Annotated in this window: 6 protein-coding genes; 1 reads left to right on the forward strand and 5 read right to left on the reverse strand. The window is 71.2% G+C overall.

Annotated elements, in window-relative coordinates; translation table 11 throughout:
* Nucleotides 1–80: 80 nt before the first annotated feature.
* On the reverse strand, nt 81–773 hold the full coding sequence (locus ACH4XV_RS13235) for a two-component system response regulator (RefSeq protein ID WP_395789225.1): 693 nt from the start codon (nt 771–773) through the stop codon (nt 81–83).
* 401 nt (nt 774–1,174) lie between these two features.
* Nucleotides 1,175–6,868, reverse strand: a complete 5,694-nt coding sequence (locus ACH4XV_RS13240; protein WP_395789227.1) for a HAMP domain-containing protein — start codon at nt 6,866–6,868, stop codon at nt 1,175–1,177.
* A gap of 318 nt (nt 6,869–7,186) precedes the next feature.
* Here ACH4XV_RS13240 and ACH4XV_RS13245 point away from each other — a divergent pair, with 318 nt between their 5' ends.
* Nucleotides 7,187–9,709, forward strand: a complete 2,523-nt coding sequence (locus tag ACH4XV_RS13245) for a SpoIIE family protein phosphatase (protein ID WP_395789229.1) — start codon at nt 7,187–7,189, stop codon at nt 9,707–9,709.
* Between the two features lie 106 nt (nt 9,710–9,815).
* Here the strand turns inward: ACH4XV_RS13245 and ACH4XV_RS13250 are convergent, their stop codons facing one another.
* The 3 genes from ACH4XV_RS13250 to ACH4XV_RS13260 form a co-directional block, all read right to left on the reverse strand.
* Nucleotides 9,816–10,337: a GNAT family N-acetyltransferase gene (locus ACH4XV_RS13250; protein WP_395789231.1), complete on the reverse strand. Its 522-nt coding sequence runs from the start codon at nt 10,335–10,337 to the stop codon at nt 9,816–9,818.
* Nucleotides 10,338–10,356: 19 nt separating this feature from the next.
* Nucleotides 10,357–11,277, reverse strand: coding sequence for a type IV toxin-antitoxin system AbiEi family antitoxin domain-containing protein (locus tag ACH4XV_RS13255; RefSeq protein WP_395789233.1), 921 nt, complete (start codon nt 11,275–11,277; stop codon nt 10,357–10,359).
* A 172-nt stretch (nt 11,278–11,449) separates the two neighbouring features.
* Entirely contained in the window at nt 11,450–11,767 is a 318-nt protein-coding gene (locus tag ACH4XV_RS13260; protein WP_395789235.1) for a peptidoglycan-binding protein, read from the reverse strand.
* Nucleotides 11,768–12,183 lie beyond the last annotated feature (416 nt).

A 12,183-nucleotide genomic window follows, 5' to 3' on the forward strand; every position in this document is an offset into this window, starting at 1 on the left:
CTCATGCGTCCCGGCCCGGAGCGCGCGCCGTGTCGGACCGGGCCGTCGTCGACGGTCCGGTCCGCGCGGGCGCTCCGGGGTCAGCCGGCCGCCTCGCCCTTGTCCGGGGCCGGGACCAGCGGGGGTCCGCCGTGGCCGGCCGTGGCCGGCGCGAGGGCGTCGAGCGCGGCGCGCATCCGGGCCACCCGGCGGCGCAGTTGCACCGCGGAGGCGGCCAGGATCGGGTCGTCGCTCGACTCGACCTGCTTGGCCATGCCGTCGGCCTGCTCCTCGACCGCGGCCAGCCGCGTGGACAACTCCGCGATCACGTCCGCCCCGGCCCGGTCGCCGCCGGCGGGCCCCTCCAGGCGCCCGCGCAGCAGCGTGGCCTGCTCGCGCAACTGGCAGTTCTTCTTGTACAGGTCCACGAAGACCGAGACCTTGGCGCGCAGCACCCACGGGTCGAAGGGCTTGGAGATGTAGTCGACCGCACCGGCCGCGTAACCGCGGAAGGTGTGGTGCGGACCGTGGTTGATCGCGGTCAGGAAGATGATCGGGATATCGCGGGTCTTCTCCCGCCGCTTGATGTGCGCGGCCGTCTCGAACCCGTCCATTCCGGGCATCTGGACGTCGAGCAGAATCACCGCGAACTCGTCCGTGAGCAGCGCCTTGAGGGCTTCCTCGCCCGAATGCGCCCGAACCAGGGTCTGGTCCAGCGCGGACAGGATCGCCTCCAGGGCGAGCAGATTCTCCTGACGGTCATCGACCAGGAGGATCTTGGCCTTCTCCGTCATGGCCCACCCTCTTCGATCCGACACGGTGGGTGACCCCGCGTATCGGTCGGCTCCACTCGTCCTTGTGCATGTTTTCGGTTTGCCTGGTTGACACTGCCGGCACTGCTGACGCTGCCCAGAATGACACGGCCTCGATCGACACGGTTCGGTCCGGCACACCGTCGGCCGAGATCGCCCCGACGCACTCCACGCCGGTCGAGCACACGTTCCGGGCGGTGCTCGTCCCGGTCATGGTAGTGGCCAGGCGATGGGCTCGGCAGGTATTCCGGAACAGACGACCGCATGGTGTCACCACAGCCCGACCTACGGTTGCGACAACACCGCATCGACCCCTCCACCCCTTCAACGCCGGTTCGACCATACGGGTTCCATCATGTGGTGCTTGCCACCCGAGAAGCGAACTAGTGGTCGAGCCAAGTGCGGATGAGTCCCAACAAGTGCCGCGTGTCGACCGGTTTGGCCACGTAGTCGGAGGCTCCGGAGTCGATGCTCTTCTCCTGATCCCCCTTCATCGCCTTGGCGGTCAACGCGATGATCGGCAGCCCCGCGTACTGCGGCATCCGGCGAATCGCCGATGTGGTGGCGTATCCGTCCATCTCCGGCATCATCACGTCCATCAGCACGATCGCGATGTCGTCGTGTCCCTGGAGCACTTCGATGCCCTCACGGCCGTTCTCCGCGTACAGCACGCTGAGTCCGTACTGCTCCAGCACGCTGGTCAGCGCGAACACGTTGCGCACGTCGTCGTCGACGATCAGCACCCGCTCGCCGTCGAAGGTGCCCTCGAACGGCTCGACCACCGGCTTGGCGGGGCCGGTGTGATCGGCCCGCACCGGCCCGGTGGCGCCCAGCACCGCCCGGGCCAGCGCGTCGGGGGTGGAGACCCGCTGGAGCAGCACGATCCGGCGCCGGTAGCCGCGCAGCCGGCCCGACTCGGAGCGGGTCGGGCGGGCCGGAACGTGCACCACGACGGGCAGGCTCTGCAATTCGTTCCGCGAGGCGACCGCGTCGAGCACCTGCCACGCGCCCTCGTCGGGCAGCCGCAGGTCCACCACCAGGCACGCCGGCGGCGCCTCGGCGAGCAGGCGCACCGCCTCGCCCTCGTCGGCGGCGGTGCTCAGGTCGATCTGCCCGTCGAGCCCGGCCAGCGCGGTGCTCAGCGGCGCGCCGTCGGACTGCGGCGTCTCCACCACCAGGACCCGGCGCGGCGCCACCTCGCCCACGTCCTCGGGCTCGTCCTCCCCCTCCCCGGGCAATTCCGGGGCGTCGCTGAGCAGCGGGGTGGACGGCGCGGCGGCGGGCAGCGCCGCCCGGTACGGGGCCGGCGGCAACTCGGTATCGCGGTCGTGGCCGATCTCGTCGCCCGGGACCAGGACGCTGTCCAGCGGGAGGTAGAGGGTGAACGTGCTGCCGCGTCCCGGCATGCTCTCCGCGTGGATCTCGCCGCCGAGCAGCCAGGCGATCTCCCGACTGATCGACAGGCCCAGGCCCGTGCCGCCGTAGCGGCGGCTGGTGGTGCCGTCGGCCTGCTGGAACGCCTCGAAGATCACCTTGAGCTTGTCCACCGCGATGCCGATGCCGGTGTCGATCACCGAGAAGGCCACCGCGTGCTCCGCGTTGTCCAACTCGGTGTTGGTCAGCGGGATGTCGTCGGTGAGCGTGATCAACACCTCGACCGAGCCGGAGTCGGTGAACTTGACCGCGTTCGAGAGCAGGTTGCGCAACACCTGTTGCAGCCGCTGCTCGTCGGTGAACAGGATCCCGGGCACCGCGGGCGAGACGTGCACCGTGAACTCGAGGTTCTTCTCCGAGGTCAGCGGGCGGATGGTCGCCTCGACGTAGTCCATCAGCTGGGCCAGCGCGATCCGCGCGGGACGCACGTCCATCTTCCCGGCCTGCACCTTGGACAGGTCGAGGATGTCGTTGATCAGTTGGAGCAGGTCGGACCCGGCACCGTGAATGGTCTCGGCGAACTCGACCTGCTTGCGGGTCAGGTTGCCCTCGACGTTGTCGGCGAGCAGCTTGGCCAGGATCAGCAGGCTGTTCAGCGGGGTGCGCAGCTCGTGCGACATGTTGGCCAGGAACTCGGACTTGTACTTGGAGGACAGCGCGAGCTGCTCGGCCCGCTCCTCCAGCGCCTGCCGGGCCTGTTCGATCTCCCGGTTCTTGATCTCGATGTCCCGGTTCTGCCGGGCGAGCAGCGCCGCCTTGTCCTCCAACTCGGCGTTGGAGTGCCGCAGCTCGCCCTGCTGGCGCTGCAACTCCTCGGACCGTTCCTGGAGTTCCTCGGTCAGTCGCTGCGACTCGGCGAGCAGCATCTCGGTGCGCGAGTTGGCCATGATCGTGTTGACCGTGACCCCGATCTGCTCGTTCAGCTGCTCCAGGAAGTTGCGGTGCACCTTGGTGAACGGGCGGAACGAGGCGAGTTCGAGCACGCCGAGCAGCTGGTCCTCGAACAGCACCGGCAGCACGATCACGTTCGCCGGGGCGGCCTCGCCCAGGCCGGAGGCGATCTTGATGTAGCCGGGCGGCGCGTCCAGGATCAGGATCGAGCGCTTCTCCAGCGCGGCCTGGCCGACCAGCGACTGGCCGAGCCGGAAGCGGGTGGGCACGCCGCCGCCGTCCTGGTAGCCGTAGGAGGCGATCAGCCGCAGCTCGACCACGTCCTCCTGGGTCAACTCGGCCAGGAAGAAGGCGCCGTGCTGGGCGTCCACGACCGGGGTCAGCTCGCTCATGATCAGCGCGGCGACCGCCATCAGGTCGCGGCGGCCCTGCATGAGACCGGAGATCCGGGCCAGGTTGGTCTTGAGCCAGTCCTGCTCCCGGTTGGCCCGGGTGGTCTCGCGCAGGTTGTAGATCATCTGGTTGATGTTGTCCTTGAGCTCGTCGAGCTCTCCGGACGCGTCCACCGCGATCTGCAACGACAGGTCGCCCCGGGTCACGGCGGTGGCGACCTCGGCGATGGCCCGCACCTGGCGGGTCAGGTTGCCGGCCAACTCGTTGACGTTCTCGGTGAGTTGCTTCCAGGTACCGGAGACGCCCTCGACCTCGGCCTGGCCGCCCAGCATGCCCTCGGTGCCCACCTCGCGCGCCACGCGCGTGACCTCGCCGGCGAACGCCGAGAGCTGGTCGACCATGGTGTTGATGGTGGTCTTGAGCTCCAGCATCTCGCCGCGCGCGTCCACGTCGATCTTCTGCGACAGGTCGCCGCCAGCGATCGCGGTGGTCACCTTGGCGATGTTGCGGACCTGGCCGGTGAGGTTGTCCGCCATCGAGTTGACGTTGTCGGTCAGGTCCTTCCAGGTGCCCGAGACCCCGGGCACGTGCGCCTGGCCGCCCAGAATGCCCTCCGTTCCCACCTCGCGGGCCACGCGGGTGACCTCGTCGGCGAACGCGCGCAGCGTGTCGACCATCGTGTTGATCGTGCCCGCCAGGCCCGCCATCTCGCCCTTGGCCTCGACGGTGCTCTTTTGGGACAGGTCGCCGTCGGCGACGGCGGTGGCCACCTGGGCGATGTTGCGCACCTGGGACGTCAGGTTGTTGGCCATGACGTTGACGTTGTCGGTCAGGTCCTTCCAGATGCCGGAGACCCCGCGCACCCGCGCCTGCCCGCCGAGGCGGCCCTCGGTGCCCACCTCGCGGGCCACCCGGGTGACCTCGTCGGCGAACGCGGAGAGCTGGTCGACCATCGTGTTGACGGTCTCCTTCAGCTCCAGGATCTCGCCCCGGGCGTCGACGGTGATCTTCTTGGACAGATCGCCCGTGGCCACCGCCGTGGTCACGTCGGCGATGCTGCGGACCTGGCCGGTCAGGTTGCCGGCCATCACGTTGACCGACTCGGTGAGGTCCTTCCAGGTACCGGAGACGCCCTTGACGTCGGCCTGCCCGCCGAGGCGGCCCTCGGTACCCACCTCGCGGGCCACCCGGGTCACCTCGTCGGCGAAGCCGGAGAGCTGGTCGACCATGGTGTTCACGGTGTTCTTGAGTTCGAGGATCTCGCCTCGGGCGTCCACCGTGATCTTCTGCGACAGGTCGCCGCGGGCCACGGCAGTGGTCACCTGGCCCAGGCTGCGCACCTGTTCGGTGAGGTTTCCGGCCATCGAGTTGACCGAGTAGGTCAGGTCGCGCCACACCCCGGCCACCCCGAGCACCTGGGCCTGGCCGCCCAGTCGGCCCTCGGTGCCCACCTCGCGGGCGACGCGGGTGACCTCGTCGGCGAACGCGGAGAGCTGGTCGACCATCGTGTTGACGGTGTTCTTGACCTCCAGGATCTCGCCGCGGGCGTCCACGTCGATCTTCTTGGACAGGTCGCCGCGCGCGACCGCCGTGGTCACCTCGGCGATGTTGCGGACCTGGGCGGTGAGGTTGCCCGCCATGAAGTTCACCGAGTCGGTGAGGTCGAGCCACACGCCCGCGACGCCCGGCACCACCCGGGCCTGGCCGCCGAGCCGACCCTCGCCGCCGACCTCGCGGGCGACCCGGGTGACCTCGGAGGCGAACGCGGACAGCTGGTCCACCATGGTGTTCACGGTGTTCTTGAGCTCCAGCATCTCGCCGGAGACGTCGACCGTGATCTTTTGCGACAGGTCGCCCCGGGCCACCGCCGTGGAGACCTGGGCGATGTTGCGGACCTGGCCGGTCAGGTTGCCGGCCATCACGTTGACCGAGTCGGTCAGGTCCTTCCACGTACCCGCCACGCCGGAGACCTGCGCCTGGCCGCCCAGGATGCCCTCGCTGCCCACCTCGCGGGCGACGCGGGTGACCTCGGAGGCGAAGGCCGACAGCTGGCCGACCATGGTGTTGACGGTGTTCTTGAGCTCCAGCATCTCGCCGGAGACGTCCACGGTGATCTTCTGCGACAGGTCGCCCTGGGCGACCGCCGTGGTCACCCCGGCGATGTCGCGGACCTGCGCGGTGAGGTTGAAGAAGGCGGTGTTGACCGAGTCGGTCAGGTCCTTCCAGATGCCCGCGCCGCCGGGGACCTGGGCCTGGCCGCCGAGCCGTCCCTCGAAGCCGACCTCGCGCGCCACGCGGGTCACCTCGGAGGCGAACGTGCGCAGCGTGCCGGTCATCGCGTTGATCGTCTCGGCGAGCTGGGCCATCTCGCCGCGCGCGGACACGGTGATGGTCTGCGACAGGTCGCCGTACGCGACCGCCTTGGTCACCTGGGCGATGTCGCGGACCTGGGCGGTCAGGTTGCCCGCCATGATATTGACCGAGTCGGTGAGGTCCTTCCAGGTCCCCGAGACGCCCTCGACCCGGGCCTGGCCGCCCAGTCGGCCCTCGGTGCCCACCTCGCGGGCCACCCGGGTCACTTCCTGGGCGAAGCCGGAGAGCTGGTCGACCATCGTGTTGACGGTCTCCTTCAGCTCCAGCATCTCGCCGGCCACCTCGACGGTGACCGTGCGGGACAGGTCCCCCTTGGCCACGGCGGTGGTCACCAGGGCGATGTCGCGCACCTGGAGGGTCAACCGGCTGGCCATCGTGTTGACCGAGTCGGTGAGGTCCTTCCAGCTGCCGGAGACGCCGCGCACCCGGGCCTGCCCGCCGAGCTTGCCCTCGGTGCCGACCTCGCGGGCCACCCGGGTGACCTCGTCGGCGAACGCGCTGAGCTGGTCCACCAGTCCGTTGGCGGTGCGGCCCATCCGCAGGAACTCGCCACGCAGCGGCTGTTCGGCGATCCGCAGGTCCATGCGCTGGGACAGATCACCCTCGGCGACGGCGGCCAGCACCCGGCCGACCTCGACGGTGGGGCGCACCAGGTCCTCGACGAGCGCGTTGGCCGCGTCGATGCTCGTCGCCCAGGCGCCCTCGCCCGGGCCCGGGTCCAGCCGCTCGGTCAGCTTGCCCTCGCGACCGACCACCCGGCGCACCCGGGCCAACTCGCCGGACAGGTGCTGGTTGCGCTCGACCATGTCGTTGAACACGACGGCGATCTCGGACATGATCCCGTCGCCGGAAACCGTCAGGCGTTTGCGGAAGTTGCCGTCACGGACCCCGGTCAGGGCGGCCAGCAGACGCCGCAGATCCTGCTCGTCGTGCCGGCCCTGCCGGACGGCCGCAGTCCGCGCCTGCGCTGGGGAAGCCTTCGCCATCTCGCATTTCCTCCGCCGGACCCGATTCGCCGCGACCGTCCGTGCCTCCGGCCGCTTGCCATCCACAGTCTTTCACTCACAGGGTTGAGAGCAGAGGCGGTCCGGGAGGATGGTGCTTGTCATCCGGAAAGTGCGGGCCCTGAAGGCACGCTCGGACCGGACATCTGTCGGAATCGTGATCGATGCGTCACTGTTTGGAGGGGTCCGCCCGATCGTCCGAAACCGATAGGGTGCGAATCTGCCGGACTGTGGAGCCGGATTCGTCACCGCAGCCGCCGTTCGTCGCAGATGCGGGAGTGTATGGACCAGGGAACGAGCATGCTCATCACTGCCCGGATGAGCGCTGCCTTCGCACCCGAGGGCAGGTCCGTGGCGGCCGCACGCTCGTTCGTCCGCAAAACGCTCACCGACTGGGACGCCGGCGACGTGGTGGACGACGCCGTATTGCTGACCAGCGAGTTGGTCACCAATGCGATCGTGCACGCGGGCACCTCGGCCGAGGTCTCGTGCGTGCGCTACGACGGCGGCGTTCAGATCGAGGTCACCGACCACTACCCCAGCCGCGAGCTGCCGGAGCCGGCGACCGGCTTCGACGACGGCGACGAGAGCGGCCGCGGGCTGTTCCTGTCCGCGTCGCTGGCCTCGGCGTGGGGGGTCGAATACGCCAAGAACGTCAAACGGGTGTGGTTCCGGCTCGAGCTGCCCGATCCGGTCTCGGCGACCAGTTCGGCCGGGCCGCTGCTGCCCGCCAACGCGCTGCCCGACGCCACGGTGCCGGTCCGCGTGGCGGTGGTGCACGCCGACGCCTCGCGCAAGGTGACCCACTGGAGCCCCGAGGCGACCCGGTTGTTCGGTCTGAGTGAGACCGAGGCGATCGGCATGGCGCTGGGCGACCTGGTCGCCTGGCCGCAGACGCCGGGCACCGAGTTGACCCTGGACGAGATGCTGGAGCTGTCCCGTTGGCAAGGCGGGTACGACGTGCGCGCCGCCGACGGGGTGGCCACGCGCGTCTTCGCCTCGCACGTGCGGCTGCGTGACGCCGACGGCGACCCCGCGCTGGTCGCGCTCCTGGTGCCCGCGCAGGCCCGCGCGCTGCTGGAGAACCGGGACGGCTCGCGTGGTCGTACCGGGGCGGCGATCCCGGCGGACAGCGAATGGGACGGGATCGACGGGCTGAACCGACTGGGCCTGGAGGACCTGCTCCAGCGCGCGGTCGAACGTGCCCGCGACCTGCTCGACGCCGACGCCGCGTTCGTGCTGCTGGCCACCGACGACGAGAGCGAGATGGAGGTGCGCGCGACCACCGGTCTGGCGGGCGCGGTGCATCGGCTGTCGCGGGTGCCGGTGGAGACCTCGGTGGGCCGTTACGGCTCGGCCCGGATGCCGGCCGTGCACGAGGACCTGGAGGCCGGGCCCGACGCGGTGCCGATCCTCCAGGAGACCCGGATGCGCTCGGCGGTGACCGTGCCGCTCAAGGTCGAGGGCCGGCTCACCGGCACGCTCGGTGTCGCCTCGGAGTCTGCGGCCCGCTTCGACAACGACGACGCGGCCCGGCTCCAGCGCGCCGCCGACCGGGTCTCGCTGACCGTGGAGAGCGCGCGCCTGTCCGAGTTGGAGCGGGTCCGGCGCGGCTCGCTGTCCTTCCTCGCCGAGGCGTCCGATCTGCTGGCCGGCACCCTCGACCCGGAGATGACGCTGGCCATGATCGCCCAGATCGTGGTGCCGCGACTGGGCACGTGGTGTGCGGTGCACACCGGCGAGTCGCACGCCCCGGTGCTGAGCGTGGTGTGGCACGCCGACGAGATGCGGATCGACGACCTGCGCGCACTGCTGGACCGCGCCGAGGCGCCACGCGCGCAGCCCACGCCCGGCGCCCGGCGCTGGCTGGGCCTGCGGTCCCTGGACCCGGAGGTGGTCCGCGAGCACACCGACCTGGTCACCGGCGAGGCGGTCACGCTGCCGCTGGTCGCCCGGGGACGCGGCATCGGCATGCTGACCTTCGGCATCCTGGCCGGCGACCGCTTCCGTCGGGACACCCTGGAACTCGCCGAGGACCTGTCCCGCCGCGCCGCGCTCGCGATGGACAACGCCCGGCTGTACTCCGAGCGCAACGCGACCAGCCAGGCCCTCCAGCGCAGCCTGCTGCCGCCGGAGCTGCCCAAGGTGCCGGGAGTGGACGTCGAGGTCGTCTACCAGGCCTCCGGCGAGGGCAACGAGGTCGGCGGCGACTTCTACGACCTGTTCACCATCGGCGAGGACAAGTGGGGCTTCGCCATCGGCGACGTGTGCGGCACCGGCCCGGAGGCCGCCGCGGTCACCGGACTGGCCCGCACGGCGCTGCGGTTGCTGACCCGAGAGGGCATGTCGGTGCCCGCCGTCCTGCAACGGCTGAACACGGCGATCCTGGAAGAGGGCCCGCGCAGCCGGTTCCTGACCCTCCTGCACGGCCACATGACCCACCGCGACGGCGGCGGCGTACGCCTGAGCCTGGTCTCCGCGGGCCACCCGCTCCCGCTGCGCCTGCGCCCCAACGGCACGGTCGACGCGGTGGCCACCCCGCAACCGCTGCTCGGCGTCCTGGACGAGGTCGACCTGGTCCTGGAGACGGTGGACCTGGACCCGGGCGACGTCCTGGTCTGCGTCACCGACGGCGTCACCGAACGCCGCGAGGGCACCCGCATGCTCGGCGACGACGGCCTGGCCGAGGTCCTGTCCGGTTGCACGGGCCTGACCGCCGGCGCGGTAGCGGCCCGAATCCACCGCGCGGTCGAACAATTCGCCGAAGAACAGGCCCGAGACGACATGGCCATCCTGGTCCTGAGAGTCTCCGGCGACGCCTGACCCCACCCCACACCCACACATCACCGGGCCGATCCCCGACCGGACCCACCGGCGCCGGCGGAGAGCGCAGCGGGGCGAGTCGCGGATGCGGGTGGTGTGGTCGGGTTCACTCGGGGGTCGGCGTCGTGTGGGTCGTGGACCAGCGTTGTTCGCCTTGCTGCCAGGTTTCGGTGGGGGTCAGGGCCGCCGCTTCGGCTACTGCGGCGGAGGCTGTGTTGGCCGGGTGGATGTGGGCGCGGATTTCCTCGATGCCTCCGGCTCGGAGCCAGGCCACCCACGCGACCGCCGCCTCCTTGGCGATGCCCCGGCCCTGCCAGGGGGTTCCGACCACCCAGGCCACCTCGGCGACCGGACCGGGCCCCACCGTGGCCTGGACCGTGCCCACCAGACACCCCCGCGACCGCAGCCGGATCACCCGGTTCAACCAGACCACGCCGGAATCCGGCGACCCCTTCGCCCAGCGCGTGTAGCGCGCCCGCAGCGCGTCCACGTCCTCCGGCTCACCACCGATGAAGGTGTGCAGTGCCGGGTCACCCAGCACCCGCGCCATCTCCTCGGCGTGACCGACCTCGACCGGAATCAACTCCAGCCGATCGGTGACCACCGGCCCTGCCTCGTCCACGTTCATCGCCGCAGCATGCCGGCGCCTACGCGGCGATGTCGCCGCGATTTCGCCGCTCCCGCAGCCGCAACTCCGATCCGATCCGGGCGACCGTGGCCGCCGGCCGCTCGCGCGCCTGGAGCGTCGGGCAGTGCAATACGAGCCAGCTCTGCCCGGCGATGCTCCGAGGCCGCGCCCTGACCCATTGCCGGTCGTCGGTCAGCTCCACCCCGACCCGCGCCCCCGGCCAGGCCAGCGCGAAGCGCTTCAGGACCCGACCGAACGCCGACCGGATCTCCCAGCCGACCTCGGCCGCCGGCACCCCGGCGTCGAGCAGTGCCAGCCGCAGCCGGGTCTCGTCCTCGCCCGCGCTGCGCCCGTCGGACAGCCGCACCACCTCGGCGAGCCGATGGCGCCCCGGATGTCCGGCGTAGCGCTCGACCAGTGCCGCCAACGTGTCGGGCGCGATCAGCCCGGCCCGCAGGAACCCGTCGAGCACCACCACGCCGGTCTCCCGATCCGAGGTCCGGACCAGGTCCGCCGCGGTCCGGGCGGGCGAGGTGACCGGAATCCCGGCCCGCCACACCGTCTCCCCTGGCCCGAGCGCCATGATCCGCGCCCGGCAGCCGTGCCGGCGGGGCAGAGCCGCCCCCACCGGCACGACCACTTCGATCGGTGCCGCGCGCCGCGCCTGCGTCCGGGGCCGCGCCGGAACCCGCACGCCGTGCAACCTCGCCGCGGTGCGCCCACAGACCACGGCCCCGCGGGGCAGAACCATGACCGCGGCCCGGGCCCGCACCTCCGGCGTGTCGTCGACGTGCGCGCCGACGTAGACCCCGTGTATGACCCGACGCACGTCGCCGTCGCGCACCAGGCGTCGGACGACCGACCGGCCGACCCCGTGGCGGGCGGCGACGGCGAGGGTGAAGGGCCGGGACAGCAGTGCGGAAAGATCGGTCGGCGTCATGCGGGCCAGTGTGCGCGCGCCCCCTCCACGCGCGCCGTCCGTCGTCCACAGCCCCCGGGATGGGTGTGACCATCACACCCGGCCTGTGTACGACTTCGGCCCGGCCGCCCCCACGACCCGACCCCGGCCGACCCGCCGACGCCCCTTCCGCCTCCCGCCCGGCCCGCACCCGCTACTCGGTGCCGGTGTGCTCCGCCTGCCGCCCGCATCCCTTCTTCGCGCGATAGAGCACCTTCCAGGTGGCCTCGTTCGTGACCCCCGACGGATCGAGGCCGTTGCACTTCTGCACCCACCGGACCCCGTCCGCGGTGGCCGCGTCGAACACCCCGGTCTCCGGCAACTCGCCGGGGGCTCCGGACCTCGTATCGATCAGGCACTGCACCTGGGCGACCGCGTCGTCCCGATCCCCCTCACGCAGCTCCGGCCGGTTGTCCTTCGCCACGTGGTCGCAGCGCGGGGCGGCCGCCGCCGGCGAGACGGGGCCCGTCATCCCCGCGCCCAGACCCAGCGCCGCACACGAACTCAGCGCGAGCGCCGCGACCCGCCCACGCCGCGATCGCCCGAACCCGGCGGCCGGCCGCCGCCCGGGCACCGGGATCGGCGCGCCCGAAGGCGCGGGCGGCGGAGTGCCCCCTCGTGGACCGCCGCAACGCCGGTTCCGCTGTACCGCATACATGTGTGCTCCTGACTGCCGATCCTGTCGACCGTGTCGACCTGTCCAGCGCCCGGAGAGCGGCTGCCCTCCGAACACGACCGACGTTAGGAGCAGGCAGTCGAACCACCCATAAGTACGAGAACCCGACCTTCACACCACAAAAAAGCCACAAACCCCCCATGTCACCCCCGCTTTACGCCACCATCACCCTCCCCCGCGCCACACAACATGCCCGACAAGGGCCGCCATGA

The sequence above is a fragment of the Embleya sp. NPDC020630 genome (genome assembly GCF_044334985.1).
In the GTDB taxonomy this organism is placed as follows: Bacteria; Actinomycetota; Actinomycetes; order Streptomycetales; family Streptomycetaceae; genus Embleya.